Annotated in this window: 16 protein-coding genes; 9 read left to right on the top strand and 7 right to left on the bottom strand. The window is 70.0% G+C overall.

All coding sequences use genetic code 11. The annotated features are described in order from the left end of the window. The first annotated feature begins 175 nt into the window (after window positions 1-175). From ACFWGJ_RS13710 to ACFWGJ_RS13700, 3 genes are all read left to right on the top strand, one after another. Entirely contained in the window at window positions 176-847 is a 672-nt protein-coding gene (locus tag ACFWGJ_RS13710; RefSeq protein WP_107020952.1) for a response regulator transcription factor, read from the top strand. Window positions 848-1,257: 410 nt separating this feature from the next. Further along, a complete protein-coding gene (locus ACFWGJ_RS13705; RefSeq protein ID WP_387323401.1) occupies window positions 1,258-3,189 on the top strand; it encodes a 2-oxoacid:acceptor oxidoreductase subunit alpha in 1,932 nt (643 codons plus the stop codon). Next, window positions 3,182-4,276, top strand: coding sequence for a 2-oxoacid:ferredoxin oxidoreductase subunit beta (locus tag ACFWGJ_RS13700; RefSeq protein ID WP_384801087.1), 1,095 nt, complete (start codon window positions 3,182-3,184; stop codon window positions 4,274-4,276). The genes ACFWGJ_RS13705 and ACFWGJ_RS13700 overlap by 8 nt, the downstream gene beginning before the upstream one ends. A gap of 138 nt (window positions 4,277-4,414) precedes the next feature. On the opposite strand, the gene ACFWGJ_RS13695 is transcribed toward ACFWGJ_RS13700, so the two are convergent. Continuing rightward, entirely contained in the window at window positions 4,415-4,750 is a 336-nt protein-coding gene (locus tag ACFWGJ_RS13695; RefSeq protein ID WP_381833294.1) for a winged helix-turn-helix transcriptional regulator, read from the bottom strand. Between the two features lie 197 nt (window positions 4,751-4,947). Here ACFWGJ_RS13695 and ACFWGJ_RS13690 point away from each other — a divergent pair, with 197 nt between their 5' ends. Beyond that, entirely contained in the window at window positions 4,948-5,802 is an 855-nt protein-coding gene (locus tag ACFWGJ_RS13690; protein ID WP_387323398.1) for an SDR family oxidoreductase, read from the top strand. A 205-nt stretch (window positions 5,803-6,007) separates the two neighbouring features. After that, complete coding sequence (rarD, locus tag ACFWGJ_RS13685) at window positions 6,008-7,021, top strand: EamA family transporter RarD (RefSeq protein WP_387323407.1); 1,014 nt, start codon at window positions 6,008-6,010, stop codon at window positions 7,019-7,021. On the opposite strand, the gene ACFWGJ_RS13680 is transcribed toward rarD, so the two are convergent. After that, window positions 7,015-8,241, bottom strand: coding sequence for a 4-hydroxybenzoate 3-monooxygenase (locus ACFWGJ_RS13680; RefSeq protein ID WP_387323395.1), 1,227 nt, complete (start codon window positions 8,239-8,241; stop codon window positions 7,015-7,017). The genes rarD and ACFWGJ_RS13680 overlap by 7 nt on opposite strands. Window positions 8,242-8,471: 230 nt before the next feature. On the opposite strand from ACFWGJ_RS13680, the gene ACFWGJ_RS13675 reads away from it, so the two are divergent. The 3 genes from ACFWGJ_RS13675 to ACFWGJ_RS13665 all read left to right on the top strand — a co-directional run bounded on the left by ACFWGJ_RS13675 (window position 8,472) and on the right by ACFWGJ_RS13665 (window position 10,704). Next, on the top strand, window positions 8,472-8,942 hold the full coding sequence (locus ACFWGJ_RS13675; protein ID WP_387323392.1) for a VOC family protein: 471 nt from the start codon (window positions 8,472-8,474) through the stop codon (window positions 8,940-8,942). Between the two features lie 128 nt (window positions 8,943-9,070). Then, a complete protein-coding gene (locus ACFWGJ_RS13670) occupies window positions 9,071-10,012 on the top strand; it encodes a M28 family metallopeptidase (RefSeq protein ID WP_387323389.1) in 942 nt (313 codons plus the stop codon). A gap of 110 nt (window positions 10,013-10,122) precedes the next feature. Further along, window positions 10,123-10,704: a flavodoxin family protein gene (locus ACFWGJ_RS13665; protein WP_387323386.1), complete on the top strand. Its 582-nt coding sequence runs from the start codon at window positions 10,123-10,125 to the stop codon at window positions 10,702-10,704. Between the two features lie 52 nt (window positions 10,705-10,756). On the opposite strand, the gene ACFWGJ_RS13660 is transcribed toward ACFWGJ_RS13665, so the two are convergent. From ACFWGJ_RS13660 to ACFWGJ_RS13640, 5 genes are all read right to left on the bottom strand, one after another. Next, window positions 10,757-11,671: an ABC transporter permease gene (locus ACFWGJ_RS13660; protein WP_387323384.1), complete on the bottom strand. Its 915-nt coding sequence runs from the start codon at window positions 11,669-11,671 to the stop codon at window positions 10,757-10,759. Continuing rightward, complete coding sequence (locus tag ACFWGJ_RS13655) at window positions 11,658-12,695, bottom strand: ABC transporter ATP-binding protein (RefSeq protein ID WP_387323381.1); 1,038 nt, start codon at window positions 12,693-12,695, stop codon at window positions 11,658-11,660. The genes ACFWGJ_RS13660 and ACFWGJ_RS13655 overlap by 14 nt, the downstream gene beginning before the upstream one ends. 65 nt (window positions 12,696-12,760) lie before the next feature. After that, window positions 12,761-14,032 carry an outer membrane lipoprotein carrier protein LolA gene (locus tag ACFWGJ_RS13650; protein ID WP_387323378.1) on the bottom strand — a complete coding sequence of 424 codons (1,272 nt, stop codon included), beginning with the start codon at window positions 14,030-14,032 and terminating at the stop codon, window positions 12,761-12,763. A 268-nt stretch (window positions 14,033-14,300) separates the two neighbouring features. Then, window positions 14,301-15,344 carry a CHRD domain-containing protein gene (locus ACFWGJ_RS13645; protein WP_387323374.1) on the bottom strand — a complete coding sequence of 348 codons (1,044 nt, stop codon included), beginning with the start codon at window positions 15,342-15,344 and terminating at the stop codon, window positions 14,301-14,303. Window positions 15,345-15,503: 159 nt separating this feature from the next. Next, window positions 15,504-16,514 (bottom strand): polyprenyl synthetase family protein, encoded by a 1,011-nt coding sequence (locus tag ACFWGJ_RS13640; RefSeq protein ID WP_387323372.1) that lies wholly within the window; start codon window positions 16,512-16,514, stop codon window positions 15,504-15,506. Between the two features lie 323 nt (window positions 16,515-16,837). On the opposite strand from ACFWGJ_RS13640, the gene ACFWGJ_RS13635 reads away from it, so the two are divergent. Further along, window positions 16,838-18,361 carry a peptide MFS transporter gene (locus tag ACFWGJ_RS13635; RefSeq protein WP_387323369.1) on the top strand — a complete coding sequence of 508 codons (1,524 nt, stop codon included), beginning with the start codon at window positions 16,838-16,840 and terminating at the stop codon, window positions 18,359-18,361. The last annotated feature ends 10 nt before the right edge of the window (window positions 18,362-18,371 follow it).

The raw sequence follows: 18,371 nt of genomic DNA, 5'->3' as shown, positions 1-18,371 counted from the left end.
ACTGATCCAATCATGGCGCCGTCCCCCGCGCCCCTGGAGAAGGGGCGCGGGGAACTGCGCGACCAGCCCCTACGCGCCCGCGGACGGCAACAGCGCCGAGCAGCCCCCCGCGAGGGGAAATGCTGGGATGCTGGGGGCGGACGTATGTGCGGGACGGGCTGGGGGGCCGAGAATCGTGGAGGACAGAGTGCGCGTGGTCATCGCCGAGGATTCAGTGCTGCTTCGGGAGGGCCTGACCCGGTTGCTGACCGACCGCGGGCACGAGGTGATCGCCGGTGTCGGGGACGGGGACGCGCTGATCAAGACGATCACGGAGTTCGCGGCGCAGGACGCGCTGCCGGACGTCGTCGTCGCGGACGTCCGGATGCCGCCGACCCACACCGACGAGGGTGTGAAGGCGGCCGTGCAGTTGCGCAGGCAGCATCCGGGGCTCGGCGTGCTGGTGCTGTCGCAGTACGTGGAGGAGCAGTACGCCACCGAACTGCTGGCCGGTTCCACCACCGGCGTCGGCTATCTCCTCAAGGACCGGGTAGCCGAAGTGAGGGAGTTCGTGGACGCGGTCGTCCGCGTGGCCCGCGGCGGCACCGCTCTCGACCCGGAGGTCGTCGCGCAGCTGCTCGGGCGCAGCCGCAAGCAGGACGTCCTCGCGGGGCTCACCCCGCGCGAGAGGGAGGTCCTCGGGCTGATGGCCGAGGGACGGACCAACTCCGCGGTCGCCCGGCAGCTCGTGGTCAGCGACGGCGCGGTCGAGAAGCACGTGAGCAACATCTTCATGAAACTGGGGCTGTCCCAGAGCGACGGGGACCACCGGCGCGTTCTCGCGGTCCTGACCTATCTGAAGTCCTGATGACCTGTCCGAAGTGCCGATGGCCTGTCCGAGTACCGATGGCCTGCCTGAAGCCTTGATGGCCTGTCCGAAGCCTTGTTGGCCTGTCCGAAGTCTTGATCTGCCTGGAGTCCTGAGCTATCCGATGACCGGGGGAGCTGACACCGTGTCAGGGGTCTGTGTCGCAGGCTCGCGTCCGGGATACAGCGTGGTCCGAGTGCGAGAACCGAGAATGTGTACGGAGCGTCTTCACTGGTAACTCCGGGGGGCGGAGCAATCGTGGCAAAACAGGATGTACGACAGTCTCGAAACGGCGTCCGTCATGAGAGCTTCCCGGGGCGGGCGCCCCGTGCCGACGTAGGGTTGGGCCCGGGGTGGAGGCCTGCGGGAGGGCCTCACCCGGACAGCCGCCTCGAAGGAGGTTCACTTCAGTGACCAGTCAGGTCAGCAGTCCAGCTGAGCAGGCCGACGGAGCCGTCGTAGGAGAACAGCGCAAACCGGCGGGCGAGAAGGACGTACGCCGGCTCGATCGGGTGATCATCCGGTTCGCGGGGGACTCGGGTGACGGTATGCAGCTCACCGGAGACCGCTTCACCTCCGAGACGGCATCGTTCGGGAACGACCTTTCGACACTGCCGAACTTCCCCGCCGAGATCCGTGCGCCCGCAGGAACACTGCCGGGCGTTTCTTCTTTTCAGCTGCATTTCGCCGACCACGACATCCTCACGCCGGGCGACGCGCCCAACGTGCTGGTGGCGATGAATCCGGCCGCCCTGAAGGCGAACATCGCCGACGTTCCGCGCGGCGCGGAGATCATCGTCAACACGGACGAGTTCACCAAACGGGCGATGTCGAAGGTCGGGTACGCGGCCAGCCCGCTGGAGGACGGTTCGCTGGACGGGTACTCCGTCCATCCGGTGCCGCTGACCACGCTGACCGTCGAGGCGCTGAAGTCGTTCGACCTCACCCGCAAGGAGGCCGAGCGCAGCAAGAACATGTTCGCGCTGGGCCTGCTGTCCTGGATGTACCACCGGCCGACCGAGGGCACCGAGAAGTTCCTGCGGACCAAGTTCGCCAAGAAGCCCGACATCGCGGCGGCGAACATCGCCGCGTTCCGGGCGGGCTGGAACTTCGGCGAGACGACCGAGGACTTCGCCGTCTCGTACGAGATCGCCCCCGCCACCCAGGCCTTCCCCACGGGCACCTACCGGAACATCTCCGGGAACCTGGCCCTGTCGTACGGGCTGATCGCCGCCTCCCGGCAGGCCGACCTGCCGTTGTACCTGGGCTCGTACCCGATCACTCCCGCCTCCGACATCCTGCACGAGCTGAGCAAGCACAAGAACTTCGGTGTACGCACCTTCCAGGCCGAGGACGAGATCGCGGGGATCGGGGCGGCGCTCGGCGCGGCCTTCGGCGGCTCGCTGGCGGTGACCACGACGTCCGGTCCGGGCGTGGCGCTCAAGAGCGAGACGATCGGGCTCGCCGTCTCCCTCGAACTGCCGCTGCTGGTGATCGACATCCAGCGCGGCGGGCCCTCGACGGGGCTGCCGACCAAGACCGAGCAGGCCGACCTGCTGCAGGCGATGTACGGGCGCAACGGCGAGGCGCCGGTGCCGATCGTGGCGCCCCGTACGCCCGCCGACTGTTTCGACGCGGCCGTCGAGGCGGCCCGGATCGCACTCGCGTACCGCACGCCTGTGCTGCTGCTCTCCGACGGCTACCTGGCCAACGGCTCGGAGCCGTGGCGCATCCCCGAGACCGACGAGCTGCCCGATCTGCGGGTGCAGTTCGCACAGGGCCCCAACCACACGCTGGACGACGGCACCGAGGTCTTCTGGCCCTACAAGCGCGATCCCAAGACGCTGGCCCGGCCGTGGGCGATCCCGGGCACGCCGGGCCTTGAGCACCGCATCGGCGGCATCGAGAAGCAGGACGGCACGGGCAACATCAGCTACGACCCGGCCAACCACGACTTCATGGTCCGCACCCGGCAGGCGAAGATCGACGGCATCGACGTCCCCGACGTGGAGGTCGACGACCTCACCGGGACGGCGGACACGCTGGTCCTGGGCTGGGGTTCGACCTACGGACCCATCACCGCGGCGGTACGCCGGCTGCGGGCCGCCGGTGAGCACATCGCGCAGGCCCATCTGCGTCACCTCAACCCCTTCCCGCGGAATCTCGCCGCGGTGCTGAAGCGTTACGACAAAGTGGTCATCCCCGAGATGAACCTCGGCCAGCTGGCCACGCTGGTCCGGGCGAAGTACCTGGTGGACGCCCACTCGTACAACCAGGTGAACGGCATGCCGTTCAAGGCTGAGCAGCTCGCCACGGCTCTCAAGGAGGCCATCGATGGCTGAGACGACCACGGAAGGCTCGGGCACGATCGAGGCGCTCACTCTGGTGCCCAAAGCCGAGGCCAGGCAGTCCATGAAGGACTTCAAGTCCGATCAGGAAGTGCGCTGGTGCCCCGGCTGCGGTGACTACGCGATCCTCGCCGCCGTACAGGGCTTCATGCCCGAACTCGGCCTGGCGAAGGAGAACATCGTCTTCGTCTCGGGCATCGGATGCTCGTCCCGCTTCCCGTACTACATGAACACGTACGGGATGCACTCCATCCACGGCCGCGCGCCCGCCATCGCGACCGGGCTCGCCTCCTCGCGGCAGGACCTGTCGGTGTGGGTCGTCACCGGGGACGGCGACGCGCTGTCCATCGGCGGCAACCACCTGATCCACGCGCTGCGGCGGAACGTGAACCTGAAGATCCTGCTGTTCAACAACCGGATCTACGGGCTCACCAAGGGCCAGTACTCGCCGACCTCCGAGGTCGGGAAGATCACCAAGTCCACGCCGATGGGATCGCTCGACGCGCCCTTCAACCCGGTGTCGCTCGCGATCGGCGCGGAGGCGTCGTTCGTGGCGCGGACCGTGGACTCCGACCGCAAGCACCTCACCGAGGTCCTGCGGCAGGCCGCCGCCCATCCGGGCACGGCCCTCGTCGAGATCTACCAGAACTGCAACATCTTCAACGACGGCGCCTTCGAGGTCCTCAAGGACCGCCGGCAGGCCGAGGAGGCGGTGATCCGCCTGGAGCACGGGCGGCCGATCCGCTTCGGCGCCCCGCTGGAGGACGGCCTCGGCTCCAAGGGTGTCGTGCGCGACGCGGTGACCGGTGACCTGAAGGTCGTCACCGTCACGCCGGAGAACGAGCCGCTGATCCTCGTCCACGACGCGCACTCCGCCTCGCCGACGACGGCGTTCGCGCTGTCCCGGCTCGCCGATCCGGACACGCTGCACCACACGCCGATCGGGGTGCTGCGGGCCGTGGACCGGGCGGTGTACGACACACAGATGGCCGAGCAGCTCGATTCCGCGATCGAGCAGAACGGCAAGGGGGATCTGTCCGCGCTGCTCACCGGCGGGGATGCGTGGACGGTTGTGGGCTGACCTCTGCACTGCGCCGCCGCGCCCCTGGGCTCAGCCGAGAAGGCTGTGTTCCGTCTGCGGGTACGTCGTGGCTGGGCGCGCAGTTCCCCGCGCCCCTTCGGGGCGCTGCCCCCTCTGAGCGAGGTCCGGTCGTCGTGTCTACGACCGGGCCTCGTCGTACGCCCGCCTGGCCTTTTCCACCGCGTCCATCCGCTGCTCGGTCCACAGGGCCAGGGCCAGGACTTGTTCGGCGGCCTCCCTGCCCAGGTCGGTGAGGGAGTAGTCGACGCGCGGGGGTATGACCGGCTTGGCGTCGCGGTGGACGAGGCCGTCGCGTTCCAGGGTCTGCAGGGTCTGCGTGAGCATCTTCTCGCTGACCCTGCCGATCGCCCGGCGCAGCTCGCTGAAGCGGTGCGGGCGCTCCCTGAGCTCGATCAGGACCAGGACGCCCCAGCGGCTGGTGACGTGCTCCAGGACGAGGCGGTAGGGGCACATCCCCTCGCCAGTGGAGTACTTGTCCACGATCGGACTGGCCGCCGGACCCACTGCCGCCGGGCCGGTCGCTGCCGCGCCGTGCACTGCCGATGTACTTACCGTCATGGAGGTACCTTACTTCAAAGTGGGTACTTTCCCAGAGTTAGTGCAGCTCCTATGGTGAGTACGTACCCACCCCACAAGGAGTTGTTTCCACCATGAGCATTGTCGTCACCGGAGCCACCGGACACCTCGGCCGCCTTGTCGTCGAGGGACTGCTGGAGAAGGTCCCGGCCGACCAGGTCGTCGCCGTCGTCCGCAACAAGGAGAAGGCGGCGGACCTCGCCGCCCGCGGCGTGCGCATCGCGGTCGCCGACTACAACGCTCCGGAGACGTTCGGCAGTGTCTTCTCCGCCGGCGACCGGGTGCTGCTCATCTCCGGCAACGAGTTCGACAAGGGCCGCGTCGCGCAGCACAAGGTCGTCCTCGACGCCGCCCGGGCCGCCGGGGTCGCGCTCTTCGCCTACACCAGCGCTCCCGGCACCCTGACCGCCGCACTGGCCGACGACCACCGGGGCACCGAGGCGGCCATCCTGGAGTCCGGCGTGACGTACGCCCTGCTGCGCAACGGCTGGTACAACGAGAACTACACCGAGAACCTGGCCCCCGTCCTCGAACACGGCGCCGTCGTCCAGGCCGCCGGCGAGGGCCGGATCTCCGCCGCCTCCCGCGCGGACTACGCGGCCGCCGCCGTGGCCGTGCTGACCGGCGAGGGCCACGAGAACAAGACGTACGAGCTGGGCGGCGACACCGCCTTCAGCTTCGCCGAGTACGCCGCCGCCGTGGCGCAGGCGTCCGGCAAGGAGATCGTCTACAACGCCGTTCCCGCCGAGACGTTCAAGGGCATCCTGACCGGCGCCGGCCTGCCCGCGCCGTTCGCCGAGATCCTGGCCGGTGTCGACGTGTCCATCGAGAAGGGCGAGCTGATCGTCGACTCGGGCGACCTCTCCCGGCTGACCGGCCGTCCGACCACGCCGATCGCGGAGTCGGTCGCGGCGGCGCTCAAGGGCTGAGGCCCACCCCCACCCCGTACACGCACGGGACGCGCACCTCCGCCTGTCATGACCGTATGGCGATACGGGCATGACGAGCGGGGGTGCTTGGCGCTACCTTCTTGGAGCTTGGGCTTGCGTCAGGGCTTGAGCTTGCGCGTGAGGCGAGAGAGAAGGAGGGGCCGTGCCGGTGGAGTCCGAGGGCGAACAGCACACAGGTCCGGACATGGGTCCGGAGTCCAAGGGCGAACAGCGGATCGGTCTGCTGAACGGTTTCGCGGCGTACGGCATGTGGGGGCTCGTGCCTCTCTTCTGGCCGTTCCTCGAACCGGCGGGCGCCGGGGAGATCCTCGCCCACCGCATGGTCTGGTCCCTCGGTTTCGTGCTGATCGCCCTCGTGGTGATGCGGCGCTGGAACTGGGCCCTCCCCCTGCTGCGCCAGCCGCGCAAGCTGGGCCTGATCACCGTCGCGGCGGGCGTGATCACCATCAACTGGGGCGTCTACATCTGGGCCGTGAACAGCGGCCATGTGGTGGAGGCGTCCCTCGGCTACTTCATCAACCCCCTGGTCACCATCGCGATCGGCGTCCTGCTCCTGAAGGAACGGCTGCGGCCCGCCCAGTGGGCGGCGGTCGGCACCGGCTTCGCCGCGGTGCTCGTCCTGACCGTCGGCTACGGCCAGCCGCCGTGGATCTCCCTGTGCCTCGCCTTCTCCTTCGCCACGTACGGACTGGTGAAGAAGAAGCTCAACCTCGGCGGTCTGGAGTCGCTGGCCGCGGAGACCGCCGTCCAGTTCCTGCCCGCGCTCGGCTATCTGGTGTGGCTGTCGGCCCGGGGTGACGCGACCTTCGGCAACGAGGGCGCCGGGCACGCGGTGCTGCTGGCCGCGACCGGTGTGGTCACCGCCCTGCCGCTCGTGTGCTTCGGCGCGGCGGCGATCCGGGTGCCGCTGTCCACGCTGGGGCTGCTGCAGTATCTGGCGCCCGTGCTGCAGTTCCTGCTCGGCATCCTGTACTTCCACGAGGCCATGCCGCCCGAGCGGTGGGCCGGGTTCGCCCTCGTGTGGGCCGCGCTGTCGCTGCTGACCTGGGACGCGCTGCGCACGGCCCGCCGGTCGCGGACGGCCCTGCGGAACGCGGCGATCGCCGCGGCCTCGGCGACCGCGGAGGCGGCGGCAGAGGCGGCGGCGGCCGAGGCCACCGGGACGGCCGGGCAGGAGCGGGCGGGCCGCCCTCAGTAGTCGGTGTCCTTGCCGAGGAACAGTTCGGCGAATCCGGCCGCGGCGGCGGGCGAGCCGAGGGTCCGCCGCATCCGCGCCCGCGCGACCCCCGCACGGAACGGATCGCCGGACGAGACACCGTGGTACACCTCGGACAGCCACTGTGAGAACTCCTGGTACTGCCACACCCGCCGCAGACACCTCCGCGAGTAGTCGCGCAGCCCGCTGTCGTCCCCCTTGCCGTAGTGGGCGACGAGCGCGTCGCCGAGCAGCAGGGAGTCGTGGAGCGCGAGGTTCATGCCCTTCGCGCCGATCGGTGCGAGCAGATGGGCCGCGTCCCCCACCAGATACAGCCGCCCGTACGCCATCGGCTCCACCACGTAGTTGTGCATGGCCAGGACCCGCTTCTCGATCAGCTCGCCCTCGATGAGCGGCCGGGCCCCGTCCGCCGCGAGCCGTTCGTGCAGCTCCGACCAGACGCGGTCGTGCGACCAGTTGTCCGGGTCGTCGCCCGGCGGGCACTCCAGGTAGTAACGGGTGACCTGCGGACTGCGGGCCATGTGCCCGGCGAACCCGCGCGGATGGATGCCGAAGACCACGCAGTCGGAGGACGGGGGCGCCTCGGCGAGGAGGGCCAGCCAGCCGACGCCCAGGTCGTGCCGGGCGATCGAGACGTGCTCCGCCGGCATGTGGTCGCGGGTCACCCCGCGCGCGCCGTCGCACCCCGCGACGAAGTCGCAGTCGAGCCGCACGCGTTCACCCGTCCCAGGATCGGTGTACGCCACCGACGGCTCGCCGGTGTCCGTACCGGCCGGCTCGACGTCACGGACGCCGAAGCGGATGTCGCCGCCGCGGACGTCCGCGTACTCCCGCACCAGGTCGGTCACCAGGAGCGGCTGCGGATAGACGTAGTGCCGCTGCCCCGACACACCCGTGTACGGGAAGCGGTGGCTCTCCCCAGCGAACCGGAACTCGCACTCGGTGTGCACGACCGTGTTCTGCAGCAGCCGGTCCGCGAGGCCGCGCCCGTCCAGCGCGCGGACCGCCCACTCCTCCAGGAACCCCGCGCGCGGACGCTGCTCGATGAACTGCCTGCTCTCGGTCTCCAGCACCACGCAGTCCACGGAGGCGGCCCGCAGGATGTTGGCGAGCGTCAGCCCGGCGGGGCCGGCGCCCACGATGACGACGCGGGTGCGCTGTGGGAGGACGGGAGTTGACGGGACGGAGGCGTCTGCGGTCATGCGAACAGTATGGCGACATCGCGGGGGGCGTCCGAGGGGCTTTTCTCGCCCCCGCCGCCCCTACCCGTCCCGTACCTGCCTCAGGGGCTCCGCCCCCGAACCCCCGCTCCTCAAACGCCGGAGAGGCTGAAGACACTCAGGGGCGCGGGGAACTGCGCAATCGTTGAGGCCCGCCCCCATCACGCCCAATGGGTCACACCTCGCACAGGTTCCGCCTATAAATGGTCACCATGACCGAACCCTCCGCACCCGCGCCCCTGCACTGGAAGCTCGTCGTCGACACCGCCGACCCGCACGCCCAGGCCGATTTCTGGGGCGCCGCCCTCCACTACCTGGTCGAGGACCACAGTCCGCTGATCGAGCGCCTGCTGAGCGCCGGCGCCGTACCCCCCGAGCTGGTCGTCGAGTCGCACGGACGCCACGCCTGGCGGGACGCGACCGGCGTACGGCACCCGCAGGACCCGTATCAGGAGGAGACCGGAGTCGGGCTCGGGCGGCGGCTGCTGTTCCAGCGCGTACCGGAGCCGAAGACCGTGAAGAACCGGCTGCACATCGACCTGCACGCCGAGGGCGGGAAGCGGGACGCCGAGGTCGCGCGGCTGACCGGGCTCGGCGCGACCGTCGTCCGCGAGGTGAAGGAACCGTCGGGCGAGTGGGTGGTGATGGCCGACCCGGAGGGCAACGAGTTCTGCCTCCACTGAGCCGCATCCGCTATGCGAACGCGGCTGACCGGATTGTGCTCTTGACGGAACATCAGCCTCAGCTTCACCATCAGGCACCCATTTCCGCAAGGAATCCAAGGAATCCAAAGGAATTCGGAGCCCCCCACATGAAGCTCTCTGTTCCCGGACGCGCCACGGGTGCCGCCGCTCTGGCGATCGCCGCGTTGCTCACGACGAGCGCGATAGCCGACGCCGCGCCCGCGCGCGTGGCCGCCGCACCGGACATACCCGTGGCCAACGTCAAGGCCCATCTCACCCAGCTGCAGTCCATCGCCACCGCCAACGGCGGCAACCGCGCCCACGGCCGCGCCGGCTACAAGGCGTCCCTCGACTACGTGAAGGCCAAGCTGGACGCGGCCGGATTCACCACCACCATCCAGCAGTTCACCTCCTCCGGCAGCACCGGCTACAACCTGATCGCCGACTGGCCGGGCGGCGACACCAACCAGGTCGTCATGTCGGGCTCCCACCTCGACAGCGTCTCCGCGGGGCCCGGCATCAACGACAACGGCTCCGGCTCGGCGGCCGTCCTGGAGGCCGCGCTCGCCGTGTCCCGGGCGCAGTACCAGCCCACCAAGCATCTGCGCTTCGCCTGGTGGGGAGCGGAGGAGCTGGGCATGGTGGGCTCGCGCTACTACGTCAACAGCCTCACCACCGCCAACCGCGCGAAGATCAGCGGCTATCTGAACTTCGACATGATCGGGTCGCCGAACCCCGGCTACTTCGTCTACGACGACGACCCGGCCATCGAGAAGACCTTCAAGGACTACTTCACCGGTCTCGGTGTCGCCACCGAGATCGAGACCGAGGGTGACGGCCGCTCGGACCACGCCTACTTCAAGAGCGCGGGCATCCCCGTCGGCGGACTCTTCACCGGCGCCAGCACCCGCAAGACGGCCGCCCAGGTGACCAAGTGGGGCGGCACGGCGGGCGTGGCGTTCGACCGCTGCTACCACTCCTCGTGCGACACGACGACGAACATCAACGACACCGCCCTGAACCGCAACAGCGACGCGCTCGCGTACGCGGTGTGGGAGCTGTCGGAGTAGCCCGGCCGGGCGCCCGCCCGCTCCGGAGTCAGGGCCTGTCCACGACTGCATGCGTGTGCATATACTGCATACGCGTGTAGTCGTCGGACGCCCTACATGACGGAGCCCTCATGACCCGCCACTTCCTCTTCCTCCTGGGCAGCAGCCGCGGCAACGGCAACACGGAACTGCTGGCCCGCAGGGCCGCCGAGCAGCTGCCCGCCGATGTCACCCGGCGCTGGATCGATCTGGCCGAGCACCCCCTGCCCGACTTCGAGGACCTGCGCCACGACAGCGACCATGTCCGGCCGTCCGGCGACCACCGGGCGACGCTTCTCGACGCGACGCTCGCGGCGACGGACCTCGTCATCGCCTCACCGCTGTACTGGTACTCCGTGTCCGCGTCCACCAAGCGCTATCTCGACCACTGGTCGGGCTGGCTGCGCACCCCCGGCATCGACTTCAAGCAGACGATGGCCGGACGCACCCTGTGGGGCGTCACCGCGCTCGCGCACGAGGAGCCGGAGGTCGCCGGTCCCCTCGTCGGCACCCTCAACCACTCGGCCGCCTACCTGGGGATGCGCTTCGGCGGAGTCCTCCTCGGCAACGGCAGCAAGCCCGGGGACGTACTGAACGACTCCCGCGCCCTGGCCGCCGCCAAGACGTTCTTCGCCCAGGAACCCCCGCTCGCCCGCTTCCCCTACGAGAGCTGAGGACTGAGAGATGAGGGCTGAGGGCCGGCCCCGGTCGAGGGCGGGCCCCGCACTACGCCGTGATGTCCTTCGCCGTGAACCGCGCCCAGGCCGCCGCGCCGAACACCGCCGCGTACAGCGCCTGGAGCTCCAGATTGCGTACCAGGTCGTCCCAGTAGACGGGGTCGCGCATGAGGTCGGCGAAGGACAGCCAGTAGTGCGAGAAGATGTACGGCTGTATCGCGTGCAGCTGGGGGATCTGGTCGAGGATCTGCACGGTGATCAGCAGACCGACGGTCGTCGCCATCGCCGCGATCCCGCTGTTCGTGAGGGTCGAGACGAACAGCCCCAGCGCCGCGATCCCGATCAGTGACGCGGCCACGGTCAGCGCGATCAGCACAGCCCGGCCCAGCCCTTCGCCGAAACTGATGCGGGTGCCGGAGATCGTCGTCAGCTCGCCCAGCGGGAACAGGAGCGCGCCGACGACGAGCGCCGAGGTCGCGACGACGAGGGTGGCGATGACGCAGAAGGCCAGCGTGGTCGCGTACTTGGTGAGCAGCAGGCGTGTCCGCCCCGCCGGAGCGACCAGCAGATAGCGCAGCGTCCCCGCGTTGGCCTCGCCCGCGATCGCGTCGCCCGCGATGACGCCGACCGCCATCGGCAGGAAGAACGGCAGCGTGGCGGCCAGTGCGGTGAACACCAGGAACAGTCCGTTGTTGGTGATCTGCGCGATGAACGCGGGTCCCTCTCCCCCGCCGCCTCCGGCGGACGACCCGTCGCTCGTCTCGATCTTGACCGCGATGCCGACCAGCACCGGCACGGCGGCGAGCACCCCGAGCAGTGCGATCGTCCGCCAGCGGCGGAGCGTGGTGCCCAGTTCGTTGCGCAGCAGTCCGAGGGTCCACAGCGGGCTCGGCGCCCTGCCCGCGGCGGCTCCTGCCGTGCTCTTCCCCGTCGCCGACGGCTCGGCGGTATCAGCCCGCGACATCGAAACCCTCCCCGGTGAGCGCCACGAACGCGTCCTCCAGCGAGGCCCGTTCGATCCCGAAGCCGCGGACGCGCACACCCGCCGTGACCAGTGCCGCGTTCACCTCGGCGAGGTCGCGGTCCGGTGGATCGGCGCTCACCCGGTCCTCGGCGGCCACGACATCGCTCAGCCCCTGCTCCTTCAGCACCCGGGCCGCCTCGCCCGGATCGGGGGTGGTCACGACGAGCCGGCTGCGCGCGCCCGCCGCCAGCTCGGCCACCGGTCCCTGGGTGATCAGCCGGCCCTGTGCCATCACCGCGGCATGCGTGCAGACCTGCTCGATCTCGTCGAGCAGATGCGAGGAGAGGAAGACGGTCGTGCCGTCCGAGGCCAGCTCACGGACGAGGGCGCGGATCTCCCGCATCCCCTGCGGGTCGAGTCCGTTGGTCGGTTCGTCGAGCACGAGCAGCTTGCGGGGCTGCAGCAGCGCGGCCGCGAGCCCGAGCCGCTGTTTCATCCCCAGCGAGTAGGCCTTCGCCTTCTTGCCCGCGGCGGCGGTCAGCCCGACGCGGTCGAGCGCGGTCGCCACGCGGGCACGCCGGGTGCGCGGGTCGGCGGCCGGGTCGGCGGAGTCGTACCGCAGGAGGTTGTCGCGGCCGGAGAGGAAGCCGTAGAGCGCGGGGCCCTCGATGAGCGCGCCCACGTGCGGCAGCACGGCCGCCGTGGCGCGCGGCATGGGCCGGCCCAGGACGCGGGCCGTGCCGGAGGTCGGCTCGATCAGGCCCATCAGCATTCTGATGGTGGTGGTCTTCCCCGAGCCGTTCGGTCCGAGGAAGCCGAAGACGCTGCCCGCCGGGACGGCGAGGTCGAGGCCGTCGACGGCGAGCTGTCCACCGCGGTAGCGCTTGGTCAGCGCACGGGTGGCGATCACGGTGTCACTGGCGTCGCTCGTGCCGCCCGTGCCACCGGCGTCATCGGTGGCACGGGGGTCCACCGCGTCGCCGTCACCCGTCGTGTCCCCGTCCGCGGTGGACAGTTCCGCCATCGACTCCCTCACTTCGCCTTGCCCTCGGGGAACCCCACCGTCGGAGGGGTCGGCAGGTACGGGACCTACTTCGCCTCGTTGGCCGCCTTCACCAGCGCGTCCTTGGTGACCGCGCCCGCGTAGACCTTGCCGTCGTCCGTGATGAGCGCGTTGATCAGGCGGGTCGAGAAGACCGTGCCCGAGCCGAACGTGCCGCTGACCTGGTCGCCCAGCGAGTCCAGGAACCGGCCCGCGTCGCCGCCGCCGGAGCTCTCCGACGGCAGGCCCTCGCCGCCGGTGTCGAACCGGGCGATGGAGCTCCAGCCCTCGCCCATGACGTTCAGGCCCTGGAACTCCTTGCCCAGGTCCTCGCCGCCCTTGCCGCTCCCGGGACGGGCCTTGTCGCCCTTGTCCACGTCACCCTTACCCGCCGGGCCGCCGGACTTCAGCTCGTCGCCCTCGGTGACCTTCGCGCCCTTCGGCGGAGTGAAGTCGAAGGTGGACGCGGCCGGCCTGGAGAAGTCGACCTTGGTGAAGCCCGCGTCGACGACGGCCGCGCCGCCGCTCGCCGGGGTGAGCGTGAACTTCAGCGGCAGACCGGTCTTCGCGTCCACGGCGATGGAGATCGCGCCGACCGTCGAACCGGACTGCTTCGGCTCGATCAGCAGCTTGTAGGCGTCCCGCCCGGCGATTCGCGCCGTACCGTCGACGGTCACGGACGTCGTGTCGTCCGACGCCTTCAGTGCCTCCTCGGCCAGCTCCTTGGGCGTGGCCGGCACGTCCTCGGACCTGCCCTTCCTCCCCTTCTCCTCGGAGTCGGAGGAGGCGGCGGCGTCCTTCAGGTGGTAGGCCTCGTTCGACTTGCTGTCGTACGCCCACACCTCGTCGCCGTTGTGGATCACGCTGTACTCGGCGGCCTTGTCGAGGACCGACAGCTTCTGCTTGTGCTCGCCGTCGGACGCGACCCGCAGGGTGTGCGTACCGGACGCCAGTTCCATCAGCTTGGACGACGGGTCCGCGGACGAGCCCGAGCCGTCGCGCCCGCCACCCGTGGCGGCACCGCCGAGGCTGCTCTCCAGGCCGCCGAGGTCCGGCAGGCCGAGGTCCGTGCTGATCTTCACCGTGCCGGACAGCTGCTGTACGTCCGAGGCGGCGATCTTCTCGATGAGCTGCTGGGCGCTGACCTTCGGCAGGTCGGGGTCGCCGGAGCCCGCGAACGCCGGGACCAGCCCGATGGTCGCCGCCGCCACCCCCACCACCGCGACGGGGACGACGTAGCGCGCGGCTTTCTGCCGGCCGCCGCGCCTGTCGTCCGCCTCGTCCTCGGTCGTGCTGTCGTCGGATCCGTACGGTGCCATGTGTGCCCTACCTCCGTTGTCGGCGGCGGCTAACCGTCCACGCACTCGTCCACCCTGGCCGCCATTGTCACCCGAACTGCTGTGAAGTGGTGTGTCCCATCTGACCAAATCGGTCGGCCGTAAGCGTCAGACCTCGGAGCCAACTCCTTGTACACCTGGGGTATGACACGGGTGGACGGCGCCGCCCCCGACCCGTAGGGGTCGTGCGGGGGAGACGCCGTCCGTGTCACTCGCAGAAGCGCGCTGAAACCCTTCGCCTGCCCTGTGCCTACCGGTTGTTCACGAAGACGTAGTCCGCTCCGTACGGCACTCCCACGATCGTCCCCACCTTGCAGGAGCCGGCCGGGGCCACCCCGCCCACGGTGTTCAGGCGCAGGATCTCCGCGGTGCCCGCGAGCAGGCCCCGGTGCTTGCCGGACTGCGTGGCCCTGAGGTCCAGTTCGGGGATGTTCCTGTCGCCGTTCGGGGTCTTGGAGATCAGCTCACCGGTCACCGCGCTGCGGTCGGCCGCGATCCACTGCGGAGTACCCGAGTTCGGCTTCACGAACGAGTGGGCGATGGGCCCGCCCAGCACGGCGCTCACATCACGCTGCGCGAAGGCCTTGGTGCCGTCGGCCGACTTCTTGCACTCGTAGATCTGCTTGCCCTTGATGACGGAGGCCTGGAAGTTGTCCAGCGCGTGCCGGAAGTCGAAGTCCGTGGTGACCTGGTGGAGCTGGCCGCGGACGGCGCCGCCCGGGAACTCGGCCGTGTGCAGGTTGGCGTAGAAGCTGCCCGGGTCGGCCTTCAGCTTCTTGAGCAGGGCCGCGTCCTTCACCTTGACCGTGCCGGTGACCGTGCGTCCCCGGGCGTCGTCGAGCAGCTTGGTGAAGTCGACCTTGACGCCGCCGTTGACGCCCTTGGCGCCCTGGTGGATGTGGAGCATGACCGGCTTGCCGGTGCCGCGCCACTTGACGGCGACGGACACCTTGCCGCCCCTGACCTTGACGAATTCGAGCGCCGCGCCGTCCTTGTCGCCGACCGCGGGGCCGCCCTTGACCGGTACCTCGTTCGCGCCGTTCAGGCTGGCGGCGAGGATGGTGCCGCCCTTGCCGCCGGCGAGTGAGCCGCTCCGCACCCCGATGGATCCTTCGCCGTGACCCTCGTGCGCCGCGCGATCCGCGCCCGTGCTCGAATTCGCGCCGCGGCCGGAGCTGCCGCTGTCGGCCGTCGCGGGAAGCACGGCGGCGGCGACCCCGGCCGCGGCGGCCACCGCGACACCGGTCATGACGAGCTTCCTGCGGCGCTGTGCGAACGTGACGATCGTCCCCATGATTCTTTCTCTCCCCGTGCTCCGGCCGACGCCCCCTGCGTCAGCTTCTGCACTGGAATGCGGAACGAATCTCAGACTGGACTTAATCCAGGTGCGTGACCTGAGTCACACTTCCGGGAATCCCCCAGGACGATCACGCGGCACGCAAAGACGCGCAGGTCAGCCCGCGCGGTGCACCACGGCGTCGCACAGCTCCACCAGGGCCGCCTTCGCGTCGCACTCCGCGAGCGGCGCCAGCGTGGCACGGGCGTCCTCCGCGTACCGCACGGTGTCGCGGCGGGCCTGGTCGAGCGCGGGGTGGACGCGCAGCCTGGCCAGCGCCTCCGCGTGCCGTGCGTCGTCGCTCAGGTCGGAGGCGAGCAGTTCGGCGAGGGCGATGTCCTCGGCGAGCCCCAGCCGCTCGACGCGCTCGCGCAGCCGCAGGACGGGCATCGTCGGAATGCCCTCGCGCAGATCGGTGCCCGGCGTCTTGCCGGACTCACGCGAGTCGCTCGCGATGTCCAGCACGTCGTCGGCGAGCTGGAAGGCGACACCGAGCCGCTCCCCGTACTGCGTCAGCACGTCCACGACCGTCTCGTCGGCGCCCGACATCATCGCGCCGAACCGGCCGGCCACGGCGATCAGGGAGCCGGTCTTGCCGCCGAGCACGTCCATGTAGTGGTCGACCGGGTCGCGTCCGTCCCGCGGTCCGGCCGTCTCCAGGATCTGGCCGGTGACCAGCCGCTCGAACGCCTCCGCCTGGACCCGTACGGCCTCGGGGCCCAGGTCGGCCAGGATGTGCGAGGCGCGCGCGAAGAGGAAGTCGCCGGTGAGGACCGCGACCGAGTTGTCCCAGCGGCTGTTGGCGCTGGGCACGCCGCGGCGCACGTCCGCCTCGTCCATCACGTCGTCGTGGTACAGCGTGGCGAGGTGGGTCAGCTCGACGACGACCGCCGACGGCACGATCCCCGGCGCGTACGGATCACCGAACTGGGCGGCGAGCATCACGAGCAGCGGCCGGAACCGCTTGCCGCCCGCGCGCACGAGGTGCTGCGCGGCTTCCGTGATGAACGGGACCTCGCTCTTGGTCGCTTCGAGCAGTCCCTCCTCGACAGCCGCCAATCCGGCCTGGACATCGGCTTCGAGAGCCTGGTCCCGCACGCTCAGCCCGAACGGCCCGACGACGGTCACGAGGGTCTCCTGTCTGCTGACGCTCTCAACGGCGGTCTCTGGATGCTCTGGGTGTGCTCTGTGCTGTGGGTGTTTGTCGATGTGTCGCTGCTGGCACTCAAGTCAGCGTATCCGGTCGTCTTTCGATCACGATGAGCGCCCGCCCGTCACCCGCCACCACCCGGCCGGACACCCGTCTGCTGATCCCTTTTGCCCCTTCGGTCAGGCCGGGCGGTATCGAACCACGGGAGGTATGTTCGTGATCTGCCGATATGACGGACAACTGACGGATACCTCCTGGAAGAGGATGGCTTTTCAGGACGTGGTGCGGGAAGTGGTGGATCTTGTCCCACAGTGCGATCGAAACCGGTTCCGCACCCGATCCGGAGCCCGGGGACGAGTCCCCGGACCCCGCGGACGACCACGCCTTCTTCGGCCAGCCCAGGGGCCTGCTGACCCTCTCCGGTCTTGAGGTCTGGGAGCGCTTCTCGTTCCTCGGGATGCAGGCGATCCTCGTCCTGTACTTCGCGGACACGGTCGCCCACGGAGGCATGGGCATGTCCGCCGGAACGGCCGCCTCCGTGTCGGCCGCGTACGGGACGCTCGTCTATCTGGTCTCGGTGGTCGGCGGCTGGCTCGCGGACCGGGTCCTCGGCTCGTACCGGGCGGTCCTGTGGGGCGGGATCCTGATCGCCTGCGGCCACTACGCGATGGCGGTGCCCACCGCGGCGGCCACCTGGGCCGGCCTCGGCCTGATCAGCGCGGGCACGGGCCTGCTGAAGCCGAACGTCGCCACCATGGTCGGCAAGCTCTACCGCACCGACGACGACCGCCGCGACGCCGGTTTCGCGCTGTACTACATGGCCATCAACACGGGCGCCTTCGCGGGCCCGCTGATCACCGGCTGGCTCGGCGACCACCGGGGCTGGCACTGGGGCTTCTCCGCGGCGGCCGTCGGCATGACCCTCGGCCTGGTCCAGTACGTCGCGGGCCGCCGTCACCTGGCCGGACGCGGACAGGGGGCCGAGTTCGCGCTGCCGCCCCGCGCCATGCGCCGCGCGGTCCGGCTGATCGTCCTGGGGCTCCTCGCCGCGGCCGTTCTCGCGGTCGTAATGGCCCTCTCCGGAGTGCTCACGATGGACCGCTTCGTGGACCTGCTGACGCTGATCTCGGTGATCGCGCCGGTCGTCTACTTCACGGTGATGTTCAGGAGCCCGCGGGTGACTGCCGAGGAACGGGGCCGGCTGCGCCCGTACATCGTGCTCTTCCTGGCCTCCACGGTCTTCAACTTCATCCTCTTCCAGGCGTACTCGACGATGATCCTGCTGGCCGCCTCGAACGCCGAGACGACGATCCTCGGCTTCGACTTCCCGGCCGGCTGGTACGCGTCCGCCCTGGGCGCCTTCGAGGTCGCGCTGGCCCCCGTGGTGGCCGCGCTCTGGGTGCGGATGGGGCACCGCCAGCCGCACGCCTCCAACAAGATCGCGTTCGGTGTGGTGCTCGGCGGACTGTCGTTCCTGCTGATGGTGCTGCCGACCTCCGGCCACGACGGCGACGACTACCTGATGTCCGTCTGGTGGATCGTCGGCTCGTACTTCCTGCTGGGGCTCGGCGACATCCTCCTGGAGACCTCCGGCATGTCGGCCACCACGAAGCTCGCCCCGAAGGCCTTCGCCAGCCAGACCATGTCCCTCTGGTTCCTCTCGCTGGCCCTCGCCAACGGCATCCAGGCCCAGACCGTGAAGCTCTACGACGACGTCTCCAAGCCCGCGTACTTCGGTGTCAACGGCGCGATCGCCGGGGCCGCCGGTCTGCTCGTGATCGCCGCGGCGCCCTGGCTGCGCCGCACGATGCACCCCGTCCACTGAGGTGACACCC

It is taken from the genome of Streptomyces sp. NPDC060205 (genome assembly GCF_042728395.1).
Lineage (GTDB): Bacteria > Actinomycetota > Actinomycetes > Streptomycetales > Streptomycetaceae > Streptomyces.
The sequence above is the reverse complement of the archived record's forward strand: the minus strand, read 5'-3'. Positions and strand labels throughout refer to the sequence as shown.